Origin of the sequence: Pseudomonas sp. 20P_3.2_Bac5 (genome assembly GCF_025466035.1) — a bacterium.
In the GTDB taxonomy this organism is placed as follows: Bacteria; Pseudomonadota; Gammaproteobacteria; order Pseudomonadales; family Pseudomonadaceae; genus Aquipseudomonas.
This window is the reverse complement of the sequence record NZ_JANLOA010000070.1, coordinates 80,430-100,919: the sequence shown is the minus strand read 5'-3', so window position 1 is coordinate 100,919 and position 20,490 is coordinate 80,430. Positions and strand designations below refer to the sequence as shown.

The following is a 20,490-nucleotide window of genomic DNA, read 5'->3' as shown; positions in this document are numbered from 1 at the left end:
CCCGCTGCCCGGCGAACACCGGACGGCGGGCTACGGTCTGCTTAGTGCTGCAGGATCTTGCTGAGGAAGTGTTGGGTACGTTGGTCACGCACGCTCTGGTCACCAAAGAATTCTTCCTTGGTGCAGTCCTCGATGATGTTGCCTTTGTCCATGAAGATGACCCGGTTGGCGACCTTGCGGGCGAAGCCCATTTCGTGGGTCACGCACATCATGGTCATGCCTTCGTTGGCCAACTGGACCATGACGTCCAGTACTTCACTGACCATTTCCGGGTCCAGGGCCGAGGTCGGTTCGTCGAACAGCATGACGATCGGGTCCATGGCCAGTGCGCGGGCAATCGCGACACGTTGTTGCTGGCCGCCGGAAAGCTGGCCGGGGTGCTTCCCGGCGTGGGCGCTCAGGCCGACGCGGTCGAGCAGGGCCAGGCCTTTCTTGCTGGCTTCGGCCTCGCTGCGACCCAGCACCTTGCGCTGGGCGATGGTCAGGTTCTCGGTGATGGTCAGGTGCGGGAACAGCTCGAAGTGCTGGAACACCATGCCCACCCGCGAGCGCAGCTTCGGCAGGTTGGTCTTCGGGTCGGCGATGGACGTGCCGTCGACGATGATGTCGCCCTTCTGGAACGGCTCCAGTGCGTTGACGCATTTGATCAGGGTCGATTTGCCCGAGCCGGACGGCCCGCAGACCACCACCACTTCACCTTTCTTGACCTCGGTATTGCAGTCGGTCAGTACCTGGAAGTCGCCGTACCACTTGTTGACGTTCTTGATGGAAATCATACGGTTATCCTTTTCTGCAGACGCTTGACCAGGAAGGAAGCGGAGAAGCTGATGACGAAGTACACGACGCCGGCGAAGATCAGGAACTCATTCGAGCGTCCGATGATGTCGCCACTGGCCCGTGCCGAGTTGAGAAAGTCCACCAGGCCGACGGTGTAAACCAACGAGGTGTCCTGGAACAGGATGATGCTCTGTTGCAGCAGCAACGGGGTCATCTTGCGGAATGCCTGGGGCAGGATGATCAGGCGCATGGTCTGGCCGTAGGTCATGCCCAGCGCTTGTGCTGCGCCCATCTGGCCCTTGGCGATCGACTGCACGCCCGCACGGACGATTTCGCAGAAGTACGCCGCCTCGAACATCATGAACGCCACGACGCAGGAGGTGAACGCGCCGATCGGGGTGTCTTCGCCGGTGATCCAGCGCAGCACGAACGGCACCGCCAGGTAGAACCAGGTGATCACCAGCAGCAGCGGGATGGAGCGGAAATAGTTGACGTAGGCACCGGCCAGGTTCGACATCAGCTTGTTCGATGACAGCCGCATCAGCGCCAGGATAGTACCCAGCACGATACCGCCGACGATGCCCATGACCATCAGTTGCAGGGTCATGCGCATGCCGTTCCAGAGGCCCGGCAGGGCGGGAATGATCCCGCTGAAGTCCAGTTCCATCATTTACCTCCCACGGAGATCAGGCCCGGTACCGAAACTTTCTTCTCGACCATGCGCATGAGCAGCATCAGGCCCATGTTCAGGGTGAAGTAGATCAGCGTGGCGAGGGTGAAGGCTTCGAACAGGTTGGCGGAGAATTCGGCGGTCTGCTTGGTCTGCGCCAGCAGCTCCATCAGGCCGATCAGCGAGGCGACCGACGAGTTCTTGAAGACGTTGAGGAACTCCGAGGTGAGCGGCGGAATGATGATCCGGTAGGCCTGGGGCAGCAGCACGTTGCTGTAGATCTGCGAGAGGCTGAAACCCATGGCGCGGGCGGCGGCTTCCTGACCGCGGGGCAGGGCCTGGATGCCGGTGCGGACCTGTTCGCAGACCCGTGCGGCGGTGAACAGGCCGAGGCAGATGACCACGCTGATCAGTGCCGAGGTCGTCGGGTTGAGGTCCTGCTTGAACCATTCCTGCAGGCCTTCGGGCAACAGGTCGGGCACCAGGAAGTACCAGATGAACAGTTGCACCAGCAGCGGTACGTTGCGGAAGAGTTCCACGTAGCAGGTGGCGATACCCGATACCACGCGGTTCGGTACGGTGCGCATGACGCCGAGGACCGAGCCCAGCAGCAACGCGATGATCCAGGCGGCGATCGCAATGGCGATGGTCCAGCCCAGACCGGTGATGTACCAGTCGAGGTAGGTCTCGTCGCCCACGCCGGTGGACTTGAAGAATACGCCCCAGTCCCAGTTGTAATTCATCGGGGTCTCCCCTCAGATCAGTTGTTTCACGGGCACCTTCGAGCATCCGGGGGCGCGGGCGCCCTCGGATGAAAGGTTAGACACTAACTAAACGGGATTCAGGACTTCTTTTCGTCCGCGGCTTTGTCGGTAGGGTTGGCGATCAACGCCTTGAGCTCTTCGCTCATCGGGAAGCCGAGGTTCAGGCCTTTTGGTGGGACCGGCTGCTGGAACCACTTGTCGTAGATCTTGTTGATCTCGCCCGACTTGTAGAGCGCGACGATGGCCTTGTCGACCGCCGCCTTGAACGGTGCGTCGTCCTTGCGGACCATGCAGCCGTAGATTTCATAGGATTGCGGCGTACCGGTAACGACCCAGTCGGTCGGCTTCTTGGCCTTGGCCATTTCGCCTGCGAGCAGGGCATCGTCCATCATGAAGGCAACGGCGCGACCGGATTCGAGCATCTGGAACGACTCGCCGTGGTCCTTGGCCGAGATGACGTTCATCTTCATCTGCTTGTCGGCGTTCATGGCCTTGAGGATGCGCTCGGAGGTGGTACCGGCGGTGGTCACCACGTTCTTGCCGGCCAGGTCCGGGAAGTCCTTGTAGGCGGGTTGACCGTCCTTGACCTTGGTCAGCAGGCGGGTACCGACTTCGAAGATGCCGACCGAGAAGGCGACCTGCTGCTGGCGCTCGACGTTGTTGGTGGTGGAGCCACACTCGACGTCAACGGTGCCGTTCTGGACCAGCGGGATGCGGGTCTGGGAGGTGACCAGGTTGTATTTGACGTTCAGGTTGGGAAGGTCCAGATCCTTTTTCAGGGTCTCGACGATTGCCAACTGGATGTCGTGGGAGTAACCGACCGGTTTACCCGAAGCGTCGGCGATGTAAGAAAACGGAATGGAAGCGTCCCGATGCCCCAGCGTAACGGTGCCCGAGTCCTTGATCTTCTTCAGGGTGCCGGTCAGTTCTTCGGCCATGACGGGCGAAGCGATCACAGCGGCCGCGATAGCGGCGCCCAACAGATGACGAACGATACGCATCTAATTTTCCTCGACGTTGTTTTTTTTATGAGGCCGTTGTCGGCCGTTTCGTTCAGCGAACACTGCAATAAAGCGTTTGCGCATTCGGGTACTGAGTGTAGAGCATGAGTCGTGCCAGGCGCTGACTTCGGTCATGAAGGCCCGGTTTTACTGGATAGCAGGGTTATTTGACGGGCGTTTGACAGGAGGCCGTGTACGGTAGGCCGAATCTTACGGAGGTTGGCGTTCGGAAAGCCGAACGAAGGCGGCGATGGGGTTGACGCGGAACTTGTGAGAGTGGCTGTTAGCCGCGATGGGCTGCTCCCACGGGTTCCGTGTCAACCGCCGCGATTCAGGCAGCCTGCACCCGACCACGCTTCAGCTCGACCCGCTGCAGATACTCACGCAGTGCCTGCTGTTCCGAGGCGCTCAGGAACAGCCCCAGTTTGCTGCGGCGCCACAGAATGTCGTCGGCGTTCAGCGCCCATTCTTCGCGGCACAGGTAATCCACTTCACGGCTGAACAGGCCACCACCGATGGCTTCGCCCAGATCTTCCGGACCTTGCGCGCCTTCCAGCAGCGCCAGGGTACGGCTGCCGTAGGTCAGCGCCCAGCGTTTGGCCAGGGCCGCAGGCAGCCAGCCGTGGCGGGCGAGGATTTCGTCGCAAAGGGCTTGCGGCGTGCTCATGTCTTCACCGCCGGGCAGCGGTGCGGTGGCGGTCCAGCTTCCGGTCATCTGGGTGAACCAGGGGGCCAGTTCGCCCATGGCCGATTCGGCCAGCTTGCGGTAGGTGGTCAGCTTGCCGCCGAACACCGACAGCAGCGGTGCCTGGCCGTTGTCCGAGGACAACGCCAGGGTGTAGTCGCGGGTCACCGCCGACGGGTTGTCCGACTCGTCGTTGCACAGCGGACGCACACCGGAATAGGTGTGGAGGATGTCGCTCCGGCTGAGTTGATGATTGAAGTGCTGGTTGACCACGTTGAGCAGGTAGTCGGTCTCGGCTTCGGTAATTGCCACCTGGGCCGGGTCGCCGCTGTATTCGCGGTCGGTGGTGCCGATCAGGGTGAAGCGTTCCAGGTAAGGAATGCAGAACACGATGCGCTGGTCTTCGTTCTGCAGGATGTAGGCATGTTCGCCTTCGTACAGCTTCGGCACGATCAGGTGGCTGCCCTGGATCAGGCGGATGCCGTAGGGCGCGTCGAGCTTGAGGTCGTCTTTGATGAACTTCGCGACCCACGGGCCGGCGGCGTTGACCAGCGAGCGGGCCTGGATGGTCTGCTGGCTGCCGTCGGCGCGTTCGACCTGCACGTTCCACAGCTTGCCGCTGCGACGCGCGCTCAGGCAGCGGGTGCGGGTGAGGATGTGCGCGCCGCGCTCACGGGCGGCCATGGCGTTGAGCACCACCAGGCGGGCATCGTCCACCGCGCAGTCGGCGTATTCGAAACCGCGGGTGATCGCCGGCTTGAGCGGGCTGCCCGGACCGAAGCGCAAGCTGCGCGAGGCGCCAAGTTGCTTGCGCTTGCCCAGGTTGTCGTAGAGGAACAGGCCGGCACGGATCATCCAGCCCGGACGCAGGTGAGGGCGGTGCGGCAGAACGAAACGCATCGGCTTGACGATGTGCGGAGCCTTGGCCAGCAGCACTTCGCGTTCGGCGAGGGCTTCGCGCACCAGGCGGAATTCGTAATGTTCGAGATAGCGCAGGCCACCGTGGATCAGTTTGCTGCTGGCCGATGAGGTGTGGCTGGCGAGGTCGTCCTTTTCGCAGAGGAACACCGAAAGACCGCGTCCGGCAGCGTCGGCGGCGATGCCGACACCATTGATGCCACCACCGATGACGGCAACGTCATAGATTTCGGCAAGGATGGGGGAGCTGGAATTGGACACGGCGCGGCCTCTTGTAAAGTCGTTCTGGTATCTTTTCTGAACATTAATGTTCGTATTCGAAAATGTTAGCCGAACGGAAAGCCGCCGACCAGTGACTTTCCATAGAAAATACTGATCTGGTTACAAATAAGTGAAAAAAACCGAACATTGAAACCGCCACCCTTGCGATGGCGGTTGCGGGGCCGTCACACCACTTCGAGGCGGATCTTGTTCTGGTTGAGCAACTGGCTCAGGGCGGCGACGGGAGCCTGGTCGGTTACCAGGCAGTCGATCAGGCTGATCGAGCCGAGGCGGACCATGGCGTTGCGGCCGAACTTGCTGGAGTCGGCGGCGAGGATCACTTGCCGGGCATTGGCGATGATTGCCTGGGAAACGCGCACTTCCTGGTAGTCGAAGTCCAGCAGGCTGCCGTCTTCGTCGATGCCGCTGATGCCCACCAGGGCGAAATCGACCTTGAACTGGTTGATGAAGTCGACGCTGGCCTGGCCCACCACACCGCCGTCGCGGCGCACATTGCCGCCGGCCAGCAGCACTTCGAAGTCGTCCTTGGCACTGAGGATCGAAGCGACATGCAGGTTGTTGGTGATGATTTTCAGGTGATTGTGGTTGAGCAGGGCGCGGGCGATGGACTCGGTGGTGGTGCCGATATTGATGAACAGCGAGGCGTTATCGGGGATCTGCTGGGCCACGGCTTCGGCGATGCGCTGTTTCTCATCGCGCATCTGGTCGGCGCGCATGGCGTAGGCGGTGTTTTCGATGCTGGAGTCGTAGGCCGCGCCACCGTGATAGCGCCGCAGCAGATTGACCTCCGCCAGTTGGTTGATATCGCGGCGGATGGTTTGCGGGGTGACGACGAACAATTGCGCCATTTCTTCGATACTGACGTAGCCGCGTTCGCGGACCAGTTCGAGAATTTGTTGTTGGCGGGGAGGCAGATTCATGGGCGTCCTTCAGGGGCGGCCGAAAAATGCTGCAATGATGCCGTAGGAAGTAGCCGGGGACCAGCCTGAGTGCGGCAGCCGCGTAGCACAGGGCGCATCCATTGCGGATGCGCCCTGTACGCACTGCTTACTCTTCGTGGGGTTCCCAGTCGCGCGTGCGATCAACGGCCTTGAGCCAGCCGCTGTAGAGTTTTTCCTTCTCCGCTTCCGCCAGTTGCGGAGTGAATTCGCGCTCGATCAGCGCCTTGCCGCGCAATTCGTCCAGGCCGCTCCAGAAGCCACAGGCCAGGCCCGCCAGGTAGGCGGCGCCGAGGGCGGTGGTTTCGCGCATCTGCGGACGCTCGACACAGGTGCCGAGGATGTCGGCCTGGAATTGCATCAGGAAATTGTTGGCTACCGCGCCACCGTCCACGCGCAGCGCGCTGAGGCGTTGGCCGCAGTCCTGCTGCATGGCGTCGAGGACGTCGCGGGTCTGGTAGGCGATCGACTCCAGTGCGGCGCGGATGATGTGGTCCACCTTGACCCCGCGGGTCAGGCCGAACAGGGCGCCACGGGCGTACGGGTCCCAGTAGGGCGCGCCGAGGCCGGTGAAGGCCGGCACCAGGTACACGCCGTTGCTGTCCTTGACCTTGCTGGCGAAGTACTCGGTGTCGTGGGCGTCGTTGACGATCTTCAGTTCGTCGCGCAGCCACTGCACGGTGGAGCCACCGTTGAACACGGCGCCTTCCAGTGCGTAGGCCACTTCGCCACGCGGCCCACAGGCGATGGTGGTCAGCAGGCCGTGGGAGGACTGCACGGCTTTGTCGCCGGTGTTCATCAGCAGGAAGCAGCCGGTGCCGTAGGTGTTCTTGGCCTGGCCCGGCTCCACGCACATCTGGCCGAACAGCGCGGCCTGCTGGTCGCCGGCGATACCGGCGATGTCGATGCCGCTCTTGGTCTTGCCGTAGATTTCCGAGGACGAACGAACTTCGGGCAGCATCTGCCGCGGGATGCCCAGCACTTCCAGCATCTTGTCATCCCACTGCAGCGTGTGGATGTTGAAGAGCAGGGTGCGCGAGGCGTTGGTGTAGTCGGTGACGTGAACCTTGCCGCCGGAGAATTTCCAGATCAGCCAGCTATCGACGGTGCCGAACAGCAGGTCGCCGCGCTCGGCGCGCTCGCGAGCGCCTTCGACATTGTCGAGGATCCACTTGAGCTTGGTGCCGGAGAAGTAGGGGTCGGTGACCAGGCCAGTGGTTTCGCGGATGTAGTCCTGCAGGCCGTCGCGCTTGAGCTGTTCGCAGATCTCGGTGCTGCGTCGGCACTGCCAGACGATGGCGTTGTACACCGGACGACCGGTTTCCTTGTCCCAGACCACCGTGGTTTCACGCTGGTTGGTGATACCGATGGCGGCGACCTGGTCGTGGCTGATGCCCGCCTGAGCCAGGGCTTCGACCATGGTTGCGCTCTGGGTGGCGAAGATTTCCATCGGGTCGTGCTCGACCCAGCCGGCCTGCGGGTAGTGTTGGGCGAACTCGCGCTGGGAGGTGCCGACCACGTTGGCATCGCGGTCGAAAATGATGGCCCGCGAACTGGTCGTGCCCTGGTCGAGGGCAATGATGTAGTTCTTGTTCTGACGGTCTGTCATGTCGTTGGCCTTGCAGTGAAATAGGTTGGAGTCAGGGCAGCTCTGTCCGCGTGCGGATCAGGAAGTCTGGGTGTTGCCCTGGGTCTTGTCGTCGGTCGGGGTGCTGGCAGCGGCGCTGGGCAGGCTGCGGGCGAACACGCCGCGGTACAGGGCGGCGCCAAGGCACGCTCCCATGATCGGCGCGAAAACCGGAACGAGGAAGTAGGGAATATCACGGCCGCCGGTGAAGGCTACTTCGCCCCAGCCAGCCAGGAATGTCATCAGTTTGGGGCCGAAATCACGTGCCGGGTTCATCGCGAAGCCGGTCAGCGGGCCCATGGCGCTGCCGATCACGGCGATCAGCAGGCCGATCAGCAGTGGGGCGAGGGCGCCGCGCGGCAGGCCGTTGTTGTCATCGGTGAGGGCCATGATCACGGCCATGAGAATCGCGGTGATGATCACTTCAACGAGGAACGCCTGACCGGTGGACAGCGCCGGGTGCGGGTAGGTGGAGAACACCGAGGCCAGTTCGAGGCTGGCCTCGCTGCCGCGAATCATCTGGTGGGTTTGTTCGTAATCGAAGAACAGGCTGCTGTAGAGCGTGTAGACCAGCGCCGCGCCGCAGAAGGCGCCGGCGATCTGGGCGACGATGTAGAACGGCAGCTTGCCCTTCTCGAAACCGGCGAACAGGCACAGCGCGATACTCACGGCGGGGTTCAGGTGCGCGCCGGAAATACCGGCGGTGAGGTAGATCGCCATGCTGACGCCCACCCCCCAGATGATGCTGATTTCCCACAGGCCGAAGCTGGCACCCGCCACCTTGAGCGCGGCAACACAGCCAGTACCGAAGAAGATCAACAGTGCGGTGCCGAAGAATTCGGCCATGCATTGGCTGGACAACGTCGGTTGTTGTAGAGCAGTCGTCATTCGATACCTCGGTTTTTGTTGTTGTGAGGCGCAGTGAGCGCTCGACAGAAACCCGAACGAAATCCCCATTTCGGTCAGGCAGACGATAGAAATGCACCTTATAAGGGCATCACCAATATTCAGATTCGAAAAAATATAGACAAGAAACGCTGATGTCAAAGGTCGAAAGTGAACTGTCATTCATAATCTGACTGCCGGCCTGCGAGTTGTCATGTTCGTGTCCTACAGGCCAATGGTTGTGGCACACGATTTGTCCTACAGTAGCCGCCGAATACAGAACGAATGTTGGAGCCCCGCATGACCCCTGCTCTGGACCTGTTGAAGAAAGTTCGCGCCGAACACCGCATTCACAGTTATGAACACGACCCCAAGGCCGCGTCCTACGGCCTGGAGGCTGCTGAAAAACTGGGTCTGGACCCCAAGCGGGTGTTCAAGACCTTGCTGGCCAGCAGTGAGAAGGGCGAGTTGCTGGTGGCGGTGGTGCCGGTGGGCGGCAGCCTCGATCTGAAGGCACTGGCCCAGGCGGCGGGCGTGAAGAAGTGCGAAATGGCTGACCCCGCCGCAGCCCAGCGTTCAACGGGCTACTTGTTGGGCGGAATCAGCCCGCTGGGTCAGAAGAAACGTCTGCGCACTTTTATCGACCAATCGGCCGAGGCTCACGAGACGATTCATGTCAGCGCCGGACGGCGTGGGCTGGAGGTGGAGCTGGCGGCTGCGGTACTTGCTGAGCACACCCAGGGCAAGTTCGCGGATATCGGTCGCGAATAGAAACGCGGATGCCCCAACGAAAAGGCCGCCACGATTGTGGCGGCCTTTTTTGTATCAGCTGACCGAGCCGTATCGGCGAACGCCGCTCTCGCCAGCCGGCAACCTCGCTTCGACACTGCCTGAAGCAGCGAACAGCACCAGGTGATCCGCCGCAACGGCAATCCCGACGTCCTGGCCAATCTGGTAATCGATATGGCTCGGGAAGATCGCTTCCAGCTGGGTGCCGGTGCCCAGTTGCAGGCGGTACAGCGTTGAGGCGCCCTGGAAGCTCTTGCCGTTGATCCGCGCGCTCAGGGTACTGTCCGGGGCATGGATGATGTCATCAGGCCGCAACAGCACATCCACGGCGCCGCCGACCGGCAGCGCATAGGCGCGGTTGCCGCGCAGCGTGCCGAGTTCGGTCTGGACCGTCTCCGGGTCGAGCAACTGGCCGCGAATGAAATAGCCCTGACCGATGAAGCTGGCAACGAACGGGGTCGCCGGCTCGTGGTACAGGTTGTAGGGCGTATCCCACTGCTCCAGCCGGCCTTCCTTGAAGACGCCGACATGGTCGCTGACGGCGAAGGCCTCTTCCTGGTCGTGTGTCACCAGGATCGCACTGGTGCCGCGGCTCTTGAGGATGTCGCGGACTTCGTGGCTGAGGCGCCGGCGAAGTTCCACGTCGAGGTTGGAGAAGGGTTCGTCCAGCAGCAGCAACTGCGGCTCGGGTGCCAGGGCGCGGGCCAGGGCGACCCGTTGCTGCTGGCCACCGGAAAGCTCGTGCGGGTAGCGCCCGCCGAGGCCGTCGAGCTTGACCAGTTCGAGCATCTCCTTGACCACCTGCTGCTTGTGCGGGTGTTTGCCGATGCCGAACGCGACGTTGTCCGCCACCGTCAGGTGTGGGAACAGCGCGTAGTCCTGGAACACCATGCCGATCCGGCGTTTCTCCGGCGCCAGGGTGAACCCGGCCTTGGAGATGGTCTCGCCGGCCAACTGGATGTCGCCATCGTGGATCGGCTCGAAGCCGGCGATGGCGCGCAGGGTGGTGGTCTTGCCGCAACCCGAGGAGCCGAGCAGACAGCCGATGTCACCGGCGTTCAGGTGCAGGTTGAGGTTCTGGACGATGCGCGCCTCGCCATAGCCGCAGGCGAGGTTGCGCAGGTTGAGCAATAGGGGACGACTCATGCGTGGTGGTAGGCCGGTTCAACAAGGAATTCGAGAAGCGCCTTCTGTGCATGCAGACGGTTTTCCGCCTGGTCCCAGGCGACCGAACGAGGGTCGTCGAGCAGGTCCACACTGATTTCCTCGCCACGGTGGGCGGGCAGGCAGTGCATGAACAGGGCATCGGGGGCTGCCAGGTCGAGCAGTGCGCGGTTGACCTGATAAGGCGCGAACCGCTCCAGGCGCCGTGCAGTTTCCTCTTCCTGGCCCATGGAAGTCCAGACATCGGTGCTGACCAGATGTGCACCGCGTACCGCTTCCTTCGGGTCGCGGACGATCTGCACGCGGTCACCGGCCTGGGCGACGAATTTTGGGTTCGGCTCGTAGCCTTCCGGGCAGGCGATGCGCAACTGGAAGTCGAACTGGATGGCCGCTTCGATATAGCTGTTGCACATATTGTTGCCGTCGCCGATCCAGGCCACGGTCTTGCCCTGGATCGAGCCGCGGTGTTCGAGGAAGGTCTGCATGTCGGCCAGCAACTGGCACGGGTGCAGGTCGTCAGACAGGCCGTTGATCACCGGAACCCGCGAATTGGCGGCGAATTCGGTCAGGGTGCTGTGGGCAAAGGTACGGATCATGACCGCATCGAGCATGCGCGACATGACGATGGCGCAGTCGCCGATCGGCTCGCCACGGCCCAGTTGGGTATCGCGCGGGGACAGGAAGATGGCCTGGCCGCCGAGCTGGATCATGCCGGCTTCGAAGGACAGCCGGGTACGGGTCGAGGATTTCTCGAAGATCATGCCCAGCACGCGGTTTTTCAGGGGCTCGAAGAGTACGCCGCGGTTACGCAGGTCTTTCAGCTCGATCCCTCGGCGGATCACACTGACCAGTTCTTCGGCGGTGAAATCCATCAGGGAGAGAAAGTGCCTAGCGCTCATCATTGACTACCTTTTTGCAACAGACCGCAGATCAGCAAAAACCGGTTTTTCGGAAACACGGATGAGACCTGCGGCGAAAGCCGCACGGGGCGACGAAATAGGGGAAGGCGCAATACTATAATTAAATGTCGCGTCTTACCAAGTGGGGCTGCATCCATGGCGTGAGCCGAGGATTTGGGCAAGCCGTTGGTCTGCTTCTTTTTCCAGAGCAAGAGAGCTTTTTACACTGCCCCAGACGGGCTTGGCAATGAATCGGCCAGGCTTTGTCGGTCATCTGGAACCATCGTTCCTCCTGATGCCCGGGGATTCACGCCGCGAAGGTCGCTGGCAGCCCGCGCATGCCGGGGCCATAGTCGGGGACGGCACTCCCCCCTGATCCGAGAACAAGAGGCGGCCATGACCAAGACCGTGCACCACCGAGCCTGTCACCTGTGCGAGGCCATCTGCGGCCTGACCTTCGAGCTTGATACCGAGGAGGGCGGCGCCCCGCGTATCACCTCGATCAAGGGCGATGCCCAGGACAGTTTCAGTCGCGGCCACATCTGCCCCAAGGCGGTGGCGCTGCAGGACATTCAGAACGATCCCAATCGCCTGCGCGGGCCGGTAGTGCGCGTGGGCGACCAATGGCTGCCCATTCCCTGGGAAGAAGCCTTCGAGCTGGCCGCCCGCAAGCTCTACGACATCCAGCAGCGACACGGCCAGAATGCCGTCGCGGTCTACCAGGGCAACCCGAGCGTGCACAACTACGGGCTGATGACCCACAGCAACTACTTCCTCGGCCTGCTCAAGACCCGCAACCGCTTTTCCGCGACGTCGGTCGACCAATTGCCGCATCACCTGACCAGCTACCTGATGTACGGGCACGGCCTGTTGCTGCCGATCCCGGACATCGACCACACCGATTTCATGTTGATCCTCGGCGGCAACCCGCTGGCCTCCAACGGCAGCATCATGACCGTGCCGGATGTCGAGAAGCGGCTGAAGGCGCTCCAGGCGCGCGGCGGCAAGCTGGTTGTGGTCGATCCGCGGCGCAGCGAAACCGCGGCGATGGCGGATCAGCATCTGTTCGTCCGTCCGGGAGGCGACGCGGCGCTGCTCTGTGGCGTGCTCAACACCCTGTTCGAGGAAAACCTGACCCGCGTGACGCATTTGCCGGTCAACGGCCTGGATCAGGTTCGCGAGGCCCTGCAGTCGTTCACGCCGGAGATCATGAGCCTGCTGTGCGGTATCGATGCGGGGCTGATTCGGCAGTTGGCGCGGGACTTCGCGGCGGCGGACAAGGCGGTGTGTTATGGGCGCATGGGGGTGTCGACCCAGGCGTTCGGCACGCTTTGTCACTGGTTGGTGCAGTTGATCAACCTGGTCAGCGGTAACCTCGACCGCGTCGGCGGCGCGCTGTGCACCGAACCTGCGGTGGACCTGGTGGCGACCACCAGCGGCGGGCATTTCAATCAGTGGCAGAGCCGGGTATCCGGGCTGCCTGAATATGGCGGCGAGCTGCCGGTGTCAGCCTTGGCTGAAGAGATACTCATCGAAGGCGAAGGACAGGTACGCGCGCTGGTGACCGTGGCCGGCAACCCGGCGTTGTCCACGCCCAATGGCCGACAGCTCGAACAAGCGCTGGACGGCCTGGAGTTCATGCTCAGCATCGATCTCTATATCAACGAGACCACGCGCTACGCCGACCTCATCCTGCCATCGACCTCCCCACTGGAGAACGATCACTACGACACCACGTTCAACCTGTTCGCGGTGCGCAACGTTTCTCGCTTCAACCGGGCGATCCTGCCCAAGCCCCAGGGCGCGCTGCATGACTGGGAGATTTTCGTCGGCCTGGCGCGGGCCTTCGCGGCGATCAGCGACAAACCCCTCAAACCGACCCTGCCGCCCGCGCAGATGATTGATCGGGGCCTGCGCGGCGGGCGTTACGGGGAAGGTTCGGCGTTCGGCCTGTCACTGGAGACGCTCGACCAGCACCCGCATGGCATCGATCTGGGCCCTTTGCAGCCCAATCTGAGCGGACGCCTGAAAACCGCGAGTGGCGCCATCGAAGCGGCCCCGGCCGAGATTCTCGCCGACCTGCAGCGCTTCGCCGCGCAACAGCCACCCAGCGCCGCGCAGTTGCTGTTGATTGGCCGGCGTCATGTGCGCAGCAATAACTCCTGGATGCACAACTATCATCGACTGGTCAAAGGCAAGCCCCGCCATCAGTTGTTGATGCACCCGGAAGATCTGGCCGGACGGCAGTTGCAGGATGGGCAGCGGGTGAGGGTGACCTCGCGGGTCGGCAGCATCGAGGTGGATGTGCAGGCCAGCACCGACATGATGCGCGGCGTGGTCAGCCTGCCCCACGGTTTCGGCCACGCCAGGCCCGGCGTGCTGCTGGACATCGCGCGGGCGCAGTCCGGGGCCAGTGCCAATGACCTGACCGATGACCGTCTGCTCGACGCGTTGTCCGGCAATGCGGTGCTCAACGGTGTGCCGGTGGAGGTGGTTGCTGCATGATTGTCGGCAAGGCCGAGCGTCGTGCTCGGCTTTCCGATACAATTCGCCACCGTGCCGACAACCAGGTCGGAAAGTTCAGCCGAGGTGCTTCATGGATATCATCGAAACAATCAAAGAGCAGATCGCCAACAACACCGTTCTGCTTTACATGAAAGGCTCGCCGAATGCCCCGCAGTGCGGCTTTTCGGCAAAAGCGGCGCAAGCCGTAATGGGCTGCGGCGAGAAGTTCGCTTACGTGGACATCCTGCAGAACCCGGAAATTCGCGCCAACCTGCCGAAGTACGCCAACTGGCCAACCTTCCCACAACTGTGGGTGGCCGGTGAGCTGGTCGGCGGTAGCGACATCATGATCGAGATGGCCGCCAATGGTGAGCTGCAGACCCTGATCAAAGAAGCTGCTGCCAAGGCCAAGGCTTCCGAAGCCTGATCACCTGCCAGCCGTCATGAAGAGCCCCGCGATGCGGGGCTTTTTCATATCTGGTGCCTCTGAATGAAAAAAAGCGCCGCGGCCCTTGAAGGCGCGCGGCGCTTTTATCTTGCAACTGGGAGCTTGAAGCTCGCGGCTGCGTTACTCACCCATCTGCGATTGCAGGTAGTTTTCCAGACCAACCTTGTCGATCAGGCTCAACTGGGTTTCCAACCAGTCGATATGCTCTTCCTCGGCCTCGAGGATGTCTTCCAGCAGTTCGCGGCTACCGAAGTCGCCAGCGGTTTCGCAGTGAGCGATGGCGGCTTTCAGGTCGATCAGGCCTTTCTGCTCGATCTTCAGGTCACATTCCAGCATTTCGCGGGTGTGCTCGCCGATCAGCAGCTTGCCCAGGTCCTGGACGTTGGGGATGCCTTCGAGGAAGAGAATACGCTTGATCAGTTTGTCAGCGTGCTTCATCTCGTCGATGGATTCTTTGTATTCGTGCTTGCCGAGTTTTTCCAGGCCCCAGTCTTCGTACATACGCGCATGCAGGAAGTATTGGTTGATCGCGACCAGCTCGTTTCCGAGGATCTTGTTGAGATGCTGGATGACGCTTACGTCGCCTTTCATGATTGAGGTCCTGCTCTTCAAGTGTGCCAATAAGCAGGAGTTTGAGCCTGGCAACTTTCTCTGTCAAACCTAAGTTATTGAATAATAAGTGAAAATTAATCGGAATAAGAATGTTTGTGTTCCGCGTTTTACACCTAACTAGTTGAATTATGGGAATAAAAAAACCGGACACTAGGTCCGGTTCTTTATAAATGGGGAAAAGATTTTTTCAGGCGGCGGAGAATTCCACGGGATAAGGCAGGGCAGAAGCCTGGCTGGCCTGGATTTCAGTCAGGGTCTCGCGGACGACCTGCTTGGCAACACACGCACACTTGCCACATTGGCTGGCCACGTTGGTGGCGGCGCGGACTTCCTTGTAGCTACAGCATCCTTCATAGATCGCATCGCGGATCTGTCCGTCGGTTACACCAACACAAAGACACACATACATAGAAGAAGACCATCAGGGTGGCGGACTCAATGGAACGAAGCTTAATGTTAATGAGAATGCTTGTCAAAACTCTTCTTGTGAGCCGCGAGATAGAGCGACCGCCGGTAGGTCAAACTGTCTGATCGCCATTACTCGGCGTCCCGCGCAGCGCGGTGTATGATGCCCAACTCGTGTCAGGCGACTTCGATCGCCTGCGTAGTTAGTTTCACACCATCAGGAGAAATCGAATGAGCGTGCTCGTTGGCAAAAAAGCCCCGGACTTCACCGTCGCCGCAGTACTGGGCAATGGCGAAATCGTCGACAGCTTCAACTTGGCTTCGGCTATCAAGGGCAAGTACGGCCTGGTGTTCTTCTACCCGCTGGACTTCACTTTCGTCTGCCCGTCCGAGCTGATCGCGCTGGACCACCGCATCCCTGACTTCCAGGCGCGCAACGTCGAAGTCATCGGCGTCTCGATCGACTCGCACTTCACCCACAACGCCTGGCGTAACACCCCGGTCAACAACGGCGGTATCGGCCAGGTCAAATACACCCTGGCAGCCGACATCTCCCACGAAATCTGCAAAGCCTACGACGTTGAGTCCGAAGGCGGCGTAGCCTTCCGTGGCGCGTTCCTGATCGACACCAACGGTGTCGTCCGTTCGCAGATCGTCAACGACCTGCCACTGGGCCGTAACATGGACGAGCTGCTGCGTCTGGTCGACGCCCTGCAATTCCACGAAGAGCACGGCGAAGTCTGCCCTGCCAACTGGAAAAAAGGCGACAAGGGCATGACCGCTTCGCCAGAAGGCGTTGCTGCTTACCTGAGCGAGAACGCTGGCAAGCTGTAATTCGCCACGCACAAAAAAACCGGCCCATGTGGCCGGTTTTTTTGTGCGTTGAAAACGACTCACTCGTCGAAATCGTGCCAGCCGCCCATTTCTTTCCAGCGGTTGACGATGCCGCAGAACAGCTCGGCGGTCTTCTCGGTGTCGTAGCGGGCGGAATGCGCCTCGCGGCCATCGAAGTCGATATCGGCGCTCTGGCAGGCCCGTGCCAGGACGGTCTGGCCATAGGCGAGGCCGGCGAGGGTGGCGGTGTCGAAGCTGGAGAACGGATGAAACGGGTTGCGTTTCATGTCGGTGCGCGCCACGGCAGCGTTGAGGAAGCCGAGGTCGAAGCTGCTGTTATGGCCGACCAGGATCGCCCGCTTGCAGCCATTGGCCTTCAGCGCCTTGCGCACGCCGCGGAAGATATCGGTCAGCGCCGCTTCTTCACTCACTGCCATGCGCAGCGGGTGATCGAGCTTGATCCCGGTGAACTCCAGGGCCGCCTGCTCGATATTGGCGCCCTCGAAGGGCTCTACGCGGAAGAAATAGGTGTGTTCCGGAAACAGGAAGCCCTTTTCATCCATGCCGATGGTCACCGCGGCGATTTCCAGCAGCGCGTCGGTGGCGCTGTTGAAGCCGCCGGTCTCGACATCCACCACGACGGGCAGATAGCCACGGAAACGTTCTGCCATCGGGTGGCGCGAACCACCGCCAAGACCTTCCTGGTCGTCGAACTGATCGTCACTCACGCGTTTTCCTCCAGCAGGCGCCAGCGCAGTTGCTCACCGGCGCGCAGCGGGACGACAGTCTGCTCACCGAAGGGCAGGCTGTCGGGTGCGGTCCAGCTTTCGCGGACCAGGGTAATGGTGTCGGTGTTCGCTGGCAGGCCGTAGAACGCCGGGCCGTGCAGGCTGGCGAAACCTTCGAGTTTGTCCAGGGCATTGCGCTGTTCGAAGGCCTCGGCGTACATCTCGATCGCCGCATAGGCGGTGTAGCAGCCGGCGCAGCCACAGGCGGCTTCCTTGGCGTGACGGGCGTGCGGTGCCGAGTCGGTGCCGAGGAAGAACTTGCTGTTGCCACTGGTGGCGGCGTCGAGCAGGGCGACCTGGTGGGTGTTGCGCTTGAGGATCGGCAGGCAATAGAAGTGCGGGCGAATACCGCCGACCAGCATGTGGTTGCGGTTGTACAGCAGGTGCTGGGCGGTGATGGTCGCGCCGACGTTGGCCGGAGCTTCGCTGACGAACTGCGCGGCATCGGCGGTGGTGATGTGTTCGAAGACCACTTTCAGCGTCGGGAAACGCTCGACCACGCGACGCAGGTGCTCGTCGATGAACAGCTTCTCGCGGTCGAACACGTCGACCTCGCTGCGGGTCACTTCACCGTGCACCAGCAGCAGCATGCCGACTTCGGCCATGGCTTCGAGCACCGGGGAAATCTTGTCGATGCTGGTAACGCCGGAATCCGAGTTGGTGGTGGCACCGGCCGGGTACATCTTGGCAGCATGGACGAAGCCGCTGGCCTTGGCGGCGCGGATTTCTTCCGGCTGCGTGCGGTCGGTGAGGTACAGCACCATCAGCGGCTCGAAACGGCTGCCGGCCGGACGGGCGTCGAGAATACGCTGGCGATAAGCGCCGGCTTCGTCGGCATTGCGTACCGGCGGGACCAGGTTAGGCATGATGATGGCGCGGGCAAAGGTGCGCGCCACGTCAGCGACGGTGTGAGGCAGGACGGCTCCATCGCGAAGATGGATGTGCCAGTCGTCGGGACGCAGGAGGGTCAGGCGGTCGGACATTGGGGATTCCAGGCGGTTCGAACTCTGGGCGAATGCTACCGGAAAAGCCTGGGTCGAGCACTCGCTATCAAGTTTTGCCAAAGCCGTCCGATAGCCTGCTGGTAAGTCGAAAGAATTTTGTGGAGCCGCCCGTGCGCCAGCGTTATCTAGCCCTGTTCAGCCTCTTTGTCAGCCTTCCGGCCGCCGCGCTCACGTTCCAGACGCGTGTGGAAAATATCGAGTGGAAGGTCGAAGGCGATCAGTTCGAGTGTCGCCTGATCCAGCCGATTGCCGATTTCGGCAGCGGCGAGTTCGTGCGTCGCGCCGGCGAGCAGGCGACGTTCCGCCTGCGCTCGTCCAGCAACATGCTCGGCGCGGGGTCGGCCACCCTGCTGGCCGCGGCCGCGCCGTGGCAACCGGGGCGCGGCGACATCAACCTGGGATCGATCCGCATGTCCGGTAGCGGCGTGCTGTTCAATAGCTCCCAGGGCCAGGCCAGCCGTCTGATCAACGGGCTGATGGATGGCCGCAGCACGGTGGTTCGCAACTACGCCGGGGAAGCCGGGCGGGCCATGGAAGTCCGCCTGCTGCCGGTGAAGTTCAACAAGGCCTTCGCTGACTACCAGGCCTGCACCGCCAAGCTGCTGCCGATGAACTTCGACCAGATCCGCCAGGCGCGCATCGGGTTCCCCGGCAATGGCATCGACCTGGACGCCGATGCCCGCGCCCGCCTGGACGTGATCCTCGACTTCCTCAAGGCTGACCCCACCGTCAACCATATCGAGCTGGACGGCCACTCCGACAACAGCGGCAACCGCCTGACCAACCGTGACCTGTCCCGCCGTCGTGCGCTGGCGGTGATGGAGTACCTCAAGGCCCATGGCGTACCGGAAAGCAACATCGTCGTGCGTTTCCATGGCGAGCGTTATCCGCTGGCGGCCAACAATTCGGCGGGCAACCGTGCGCGCAACCGGCGGGTGAATATCGAGCTGGACCGCGTGACCCCGGTCGAGACGCCAGCAGCGGAGAAACCCGCAGCGCCAGCACCGACGCCAGCTGCCACTCCCGCCGCACCGGAGGCCTCGGCGCCTGCGGCAACCCCGGTGGCGCCGGCGAAGTCGAATACCCCCGCCACGCAGCTGACGCCAGGCAAAACGTCGTTGAAGTCCTGAGTGCGACCGTCCGTCGCGCTCACGACAGTTCCTGTCGCTTTGTCGTCACAAGCTGTCGCCCCACTGTAAATTCCGCACCAAGAGCGGTAGAATCCGGGGTTTTCCGTACAACCCCGTGGAGTGATGGCATGGCGGACGTAAAAAAGGTCGTACTGGCGTATTCCGGCGGCCTTGATACTTCGGTGATTCTCAAGTGGCTGCAAGATACCTACGACTGTGAAGTGGTGACGTTCACCGCCGATCTGGGGCAGGGCGAAGAGGTCGAGCCGGCCCGCGCCAAGGCTCAGGCCATGGGCGTCAAAGAGATCTACATCGATGACCTGCGCGAAGAGTTCGTCCGAGACTTCGTGTTCCCGATGTTCCGCGCCAACACCGTCTACGAAGGCGAGTACCTGCTGGGTACTTCCATCGCCCGTCCGCTGATCGCCAAGCGCCTGATCGAAATCGCCAACGAAACCGGCGCCGACGCCATTTCCCATGGCGCTACCGGCAAGGGTAACGACCAGGTTCGTTTCGAGCTGGGCGCCTACGCGCTGAAGCCGGGCGTCAAGGTCATTGCGCCATGGCGCGAGTGGGACCTGCTGTCCCGCGAGAAGCTGATGGACTACGCCGAGAAGCACGCCATCCCGATCGAGCGTCATGGCAAGAAGAAGTCGCCGTACTCGATGGATGCCAACCTGCTGCACATCTCCTACGAAGGCGGTGTCCTGGAAGATACCTGGACCGAGCACGAGGAAGACATGTGGCGTTGGAGCGTCTCGCCTGAGAACGCCCCTGACCAGGCCACCTACCTGGAGCTGACTTACCGCAACGGTGACATCGTCGCCCTCGACGGCGTCGAGATGTCCCCGGCTACCGTTCTGGCCGAACTGAACCGCATCGGCGGCGCCAACGGCATCGGCCGCCTGGACATCGTCGAGAACCGTTATGTCGGCATGAAGTCCCGTGGCTGCTACGAAACCCCGGGCGGCACCATCATGCTGCGCGCCCACCGCGCCATCGAGTCGATCACCCTGGACCGCGAAGTCGCTCACTTGAAAGATGAGCTGATGCCGAAGTACGCCAGCCTGATCTACACCGGTTACTGGTGGAGCCCTGAGCGTCTGATGCTGCAAAAAATGATCGACGCCTCCCAGGTCAACGTGAACGGCGTCGTTCGCCTGAAACTGTACAAGGGCAACGTCATCGTTACCGGCCGCAAGTCCGACGATTCGCTGTTCGATGCCAACATCGCCACCTTCGAAGAAGACGGCGGTGCCTACAACCAGGCGGACGCGGCGGGCTTCATCAAGCTCAACGCCCTGCGTATGCGGATCGCTGCGAACAAAGGTCGTTCGCTGGTCTGATCGCGCCTCGTTGATAAAG

At 61.8% G+C, this 20,490-nt stretch carries 20 protein-coding genes; 6 read left to right on the top strand and 14 right to left on the bottom strand.

Annotated elements, in window-relative coordinates; all coding sequences use genetic code 11:
* Positions 1-41 precede the first annotated feature (41 nt).
* From NTD88_RS13530 to NTD88_RS13495, 8 genes are all read right to left on the bottom strand, one after another.
* A complete protein-coding gene (locus NTD88_RS13530; protein WP_262154374.1) occupies positions 42-776 on the bottom strand; it encodes an amino acid ABC transporter ATP-binding protein in 735 nt (244 codons plus the stop codon).
* Entirely contained in the window at positions 773-1,444 is a 672-nt protein-coding gene (locus tag NTD88_RS13525) for an amino acid ABC transporter permease (protein ID WP_095154879.1), read from the bottom strand. Before NTD88_RS13525 ends, NTD88_RS13530 begins: the two co-directional genes overlap by 4 nt.
* On the bottom strand, positions 1,444-2,190 hold the full coding sequence (locus NTD88_RS13520; protein WP_095154880.1) for an amino acid ABC transporter permease: 747 nt from the start codon (positions 2,188-2,190) through the stop codon (positions 1,444-1,446). The genes NTD88_RS13525 and NTD88_RS13520 overlap by 1 nt, the downstream gene beginning before the upstream one ends.
* Before the next feature lie 98 nt (positions 2,191-2,288).
* Positions 2,289-3,212 carry a glutamate/aspartate ABC transporter substrate-binding protein gene (locus NTD88_RS13515; RefSeq protein WP_095154881.1) on the bottom strand — a complete coding sequence of 308 codons (924 nt, stop codon included), beginning with the start codon at positions 3,210-3,212 and terminating at the stop codon, positions 2,289-2,291.
* Between the two features lie 331 nt (positions 3,213-3,543).
* Positions 3,544-5,076, bottom strand: coding sequence for a glycerol-3-phosphate dehydrogenase (gene glpD / locus NTD88_RS13510; protein WP_262154373.1), 1,533 nt, complete (start codon positions 5,074-5,076; stop codon positions 3,544-3,546).
* Positions 5,077-5,261: 185 nt separating this feature from the next.
* Positions 5,262-6,017: a DeoR/GlpR family transcriptional regulator gene (locus tag NTD88_RS13505; RefSeq protein ID WP_095154883.1), complete on the bottom strand. Its 756-nt coding sequence runs from the start codon at positions 6,015-6,017 to the stop codon at positions 5,262-5,264.
* A gap of 127 nt (positions 6,018-6,144) precedes the next feature.
* Entirely contained in the window at positions 6,145-7,644 is a 1,500-nt protein-coding gene (glpK, locus tag NTD88_RS13500; protein ID WP_175652299.1) for a glycerol kinase GlpK, read from the bottom strand.
* Positions 7,645-7,701: 57 nt separating this feature from the next.
* Entirely contained in the window at positions 7,702-8,550 is an 849-nt protein-coding gene (locus tag NTD88_RS13495; protein ID WP_262154372.1) for an MIP/aquaporin family protein, read from the bottom strand.
* A gap of 297 nt (positions 8,551-8,847) precedes the next feature.
* On the opposite strand from NTD88_RS13495, the gene ybaK reads away from it, so the two are divergent.
* Entirely contained in the window at positions 8,848-9,318 is a 471-nt protein-coding gene (gene ybaK, locus NTD88_RS13490; RefSeq protein WP_095154886.1) for a Cys-tRNA(Pro) deacylase, read from the top strand.
* Positions 9,319-9,372: 54 nt separating this feature from the next.
* On the opposite strand, the gene NTD88_RS13485 is transcribed toward ybaK, so the two are convergent.
* Positions 9,373-10,482, bottom strand: coding sequence for an ABC transporter ATP-binding protein (locus NTD88_RS13485; RefSeq protein ID WP_095154887.1), 1,110 nt, complete (start codon positions 10,480-10,482; stop codon positions 9,373-9,375).
* Complete coding sequence (gene argF / locus NTD88_RS13480; protein ID WP_095154975.1) at positions 10,479-11,399, bottom strand: ornithine carbamoyltransferase; 921 nt, start codon at positions 11,397-11,399, stop codon at positions 10,479-10,481. The genes NTD88_RS13485 and argF overlap by 4 nt, the downstream gene beginning before the upstream one ends.
* 396 nt (positions 11,400-11,795) lie before the next feature.
* On the opposite strand from argF, the gene NTD88_RS13475 reads away from it, so the two are divergent.
* Both NTD88_RS13475 and grxD read left to right on the top strand, forming a co-directional pair.
* Positions 11,796-13,904, top strand: a complete 2,109-nt coding sequence (locus NTD88_RS13475) for a molybdopterin oxidoreductase family protein (RefSeq protein WP_262154371.1) — start codon at positions 11,796-11,798, stop codon at positions 13,902-13,904.
* Between the two features lie 91 nt (positions 13,905-13,995).
* Entirely contained in the window at positions 13,996-14,331 is a 336-nt protein-coding gene (gene grxD / locus NTD88_RS13470; protein WP_095154889.1) for a Grx4 family monothiol glutaredoxin, read from the top strand.
* A gap of 141 nt (positions 14,332-14,472) precedes the next feature.
* Here grxD and bfr read toward each other — a convergent pair whose 3' ends face one another.
* Both bfr and NTD88_RS13460 read right to left on the bottom strand, forming a co-directional pair.
* Positions 14,473-14,943, bottom strand: coding sequence for a bacterioferritin (bfr, locus tag NTD88_RS13465; RefSeq protein ID WP_095154890.1), 471 nt, complete (start codon positions 14,941-14,943; stop codon positions 14,473-14,475).
* 208 nt (positions 14,944-15,151) lie between these two features.
* Positions 15,152-15,373: a bacterioferritin-associated ferredoxin gene (locus NTD88_RS13460; protein ID WP_095154891.1), complete on the bottom strand. Its 222-nt coding sequence runs from the start codon at positions 15,371-15,373 to the stop codon at positions 15,152-15,154.
* Between the two features lie 227 nt (positions 15,374-15,600).
* Here NTD88_RS13460 and NTD88_RS13455 point away from each other — a divergent pair, with 227 nt between their 5' ends.
* Positions 15,601-16,203 carry a peroxiredoxin gene (locus tag NTD88_RS13455; protein ID WP_095154892.1) on the top strand — a complete coding sequence of 201 codons (603 nt, stop codon included), beginning with the start codon at positions 15,601-15,603 and terminating at the stop codon, positions 16,201-16,203.
* A gap of 59 nt (positions 16,204-16,262) precedes the next feature.
* On the opposite strand, the gene rnt is transcribed toward NTD88_RS13455, so the two are convergent.
* Both rnt and pyrC read right to left on the bottom strand, forming a co-directional pair.
* On the bottom strand, positions 16,263-16,931 hold the full coding sequence (gene rnt / locus NTD88_RS13450) for a ribonuclease T (protein WP_095154893.1): 669 nt from the start codon (positions 16,929-16,931) through the stop codon (positions 16,263-16,265).
* Positions 16,928-17,974 (bottom strand): dihydroorotase, encoded by a 1,047-nt coding sequence (gene pyrC / locus NTD88_RS13445; RefSeq protein WP_095154894.1) that lies wholly within the window; start codon positions 17,972-17,974, stop codon positions 16,928-16,930. Before pyrC ends, rnt begins: the two co-directional genes overlap by 4 nt.
* Positions 17,975-18,105: 131 nt before the next feature.
* Between pyrC and NTD88_RS13440 the strand changes: the two genes are divergently transcribed.
* Together NTD88_RS13440 and NTD88_RS13435 are read left to right on the top strand one after the other, a co-directional pair.
* Positions 18,106-19,125, top strand: a complete 1,020-nt coding sequence (locus NTD88_RS13440; protein ID WP_262154370.1) for a flagellar protein MotY — start codon at positions 18,106-18,108, stop codon at positions 19,123-19,125.
* Between the two features lie 128 nt (positions 19,126-19,253).
* Positions 19,254-20,471 carry an argininosuccinate synthase gene (locus NTD88_RS13435; protein ID WP_095154896.1) on the top strand — a complete coding sequence of 406 codons (1,218 nt, stop codon included), beginning with the start codon at positions 19,254-19,256 and terminating at the stop codon, positions 20,469-20,471.
* Positions 20,472-20,490: the final 19 nt, after the last annotated feature.

Bases quoted from the DNA above. Each gene is read 5' to 3' on its own strand.
- NTD88_RS13520 (WP_095154880.1), bottom strand. From the start codon at position 2,190: ATGAATTACAACTGGGACTGGGGCGTATTCTTCAAGTCCACCGGCGTG.
- glpK (WP_175652299.1), bottom strand. From the start codon at position 7,644: ATGACAGACCGTCAGAACAAGAACTACATCATTGCCCTCGACCAGGGC.
- NTD88_RS13530 (WP_262154374.1), bottom strand. From the start codon at position 776: ATGATTTCCATCAAGAACGTCAACAAGTGGTACGGCGACTTCCAGGTA.
- pyrC (WP_095154894.1), bottom strand. From the start codon at position 17,974: ATGTCCGACCGCCTGACCCTCCTGCGTCCCGACGACTGGCACATCCAT.
- NTD88_RS13460 (WP_095154891.1), bottom strand. From the start codon at position 15,373: ATGTATGTGTGTCTTTGTGTTGGTGTAACCGACGGACAGATCCGCGAT.
- grxD (WP_095154889.1), top strand. From the start codon at position 13,996: ATGGATATCATCGAAACAATCAAAGAGCAGATCGCCAACAACACCGTT.
- NTD88_RS13515 (WP_095154881.1), bottom strand. From the start codon at position 3,212: ATGCGTATCGTTCGTCATCTGTTGGGCGCCGCTATCGCGGCCGCTGTG.
- NTD88_RS13505 (WP_095154883.1), bottom strand. From the start codon at position 6,017: ATGAATCTGCCTCCCCGCCAACAACAAATTCTCGAACTGGTCCGCGAA.
- argF (WP_095154975.1), bottom strand. From the start codon at position 11,399: ATGAGCGCTAGGCACTTTCTCTCCCTGATGGATTTCACCGCCGAAGAA.
- NTD88_RS13435 (WP_095154896.1), top strand. From the start codon at position 19,254: ATGGCGGACGTAAAAAAGGTCGTACTGGCGTATTCCGGCGGCCTTGAT.
- NTD88_RS13485 (WP_095154887.1), bottom strand. From the start codon at position 10,482: ATGAGTCGTCCCCTATTGCTCAACCTGCGCAACCTCGCCTGCGGCTAT.
- ybaK (WP_095154886.1), top strand. From the start codon at position 8,848: ATGACCCCTGCTCTGGACCTGTTGAAGAAAGTTCGCGCCGAACACCGC.
- NTD88_RS13475 (WP_262154371.1), top strand. From the start codon at position 11,796: ATGACCAAGACCGTGCACCACCGAGCCTGTCACCTGTGCGAGGCCATC.
- bfr (WP_095154890.1), bottom strand. From the start codon at position 14,943: ATGAAAGGCGACGTAAGCGTCATCCAGCATCTCAACAAGATCCTCGGA.
- NTD88_RS13525 (WP_095154879.1), bottom strand. From the start codon at position 1,444: ATGGAACTGGACTTCAGCGGGATCATTCCCGCCCTGCCGGGCCTCTGG.
- NTD88_RS13455 (WP_095154892.1), top strand. From the start codon at position 15,601: ATGAGCGTGCTCGTTGGCAAAAAAGCCCCGGACTTCACCGTCGCCGCA.
- NTD88_RS13495 (WP_262154372.1), bottom strand. From the start codon at position 8,550: ATGACGACTGCTCTACAACAACCGACGTTGTCCAGCCAATGCATGGCC.